Consider the following 776-nt stretch of genomic DNA (forward strand, 5'->3'; position numbering starts at 1 on the left):
AAGCGCTATCAATCTTCTGAAAGCTTGTCTAACGGGCTTTCCGTGAACGTCATGTACTGTTTGAGATCAGGTTGGCCCATTGACAAAAGTTTGACGATCCCGCCGCCGAATCTGCGCACGAATTCGTCATCAATCCTGAAGTTGAACTCGTCCAGTAAAACAGGTATTTCACTTGCCCCCTTCAAAGCTGAAGACAGCCTTTCGGGCATGACGCACTGCAAGATCAACTGTTGGCGATTCTCGTCGTACGTCACCACTATTGAACACGGCATAAATTCAGTCATTTAATACCCCCGGCACTCTTGATAATCGTTCCACGCATTCTGCTTGCAAAGCGCTTTCCCTCTTTCGCCGCCCATAACGTAAGCGAAGTTATCGCACCGCCGCAGCTCCACCTCATATTTGGCATGGCAGTATGTTTCACGCCACTCGTTATCCCCACTGCTGCCACATTTAACCATTCCGCCGTCACCACCACCAGCCCCAAAGAGCGCGCTGTAGAGCCTCAACCTTTTCGCTGAGCTGGTCACATCGGGTACGAGGACAGGATAAGGAACTTGGGTTTGATCACTCAGCATCAGTTCCGTTGTCTCGCCCCATGCTGGAACTATTGCGCTCAGCTCACTACCAAAAAGTTTCCCCACCGGCTCGGCTTTCCACGGCATGTAGCACTCAACGCACATGCTTGGCACGAAGGGCTGGGCATCTGTCTGGAGTCCAGTGAGATTAGCAGGCGGCGCAACCGGGTCATTGCCCAGCTCCCAGTTGGTAAGCCA

Annotated in this window: 1 protein-coding gene and 1 pseudogene; both read right to left on the minus strand. The window is 52.4% G+C overall.

The features are described 5' to 3' along the window. Positions 1-8 precede the first annotated feature (8 nt). Positions 9-284: a hypothetical protein gene (locus tag P0D70_RS36660; protein WP_408188119.1), complete on the minus strand. Its 276-nt coding sequence runs from the start codon at positions 282-284 to the stop codon at positions 9-11. After that, positions 285-776, minus strand: a pseudogene (locus P0D70_RS36665) (DUF6531 domain-containing protein); the annotation flags it as partial.

The sequence above is a fragment of the Paraburkholderia sp. RL17-381-BIF-C genome (genome assembly GCF_046026435.1).
In the GTDB taxonomy this organism is placed as follows: domain Bacteria; phylum Pseudomonadota; class Gammaproteobacteria; order Burkholderiales; family Burkholderiaceae; genus Paraburkholderia.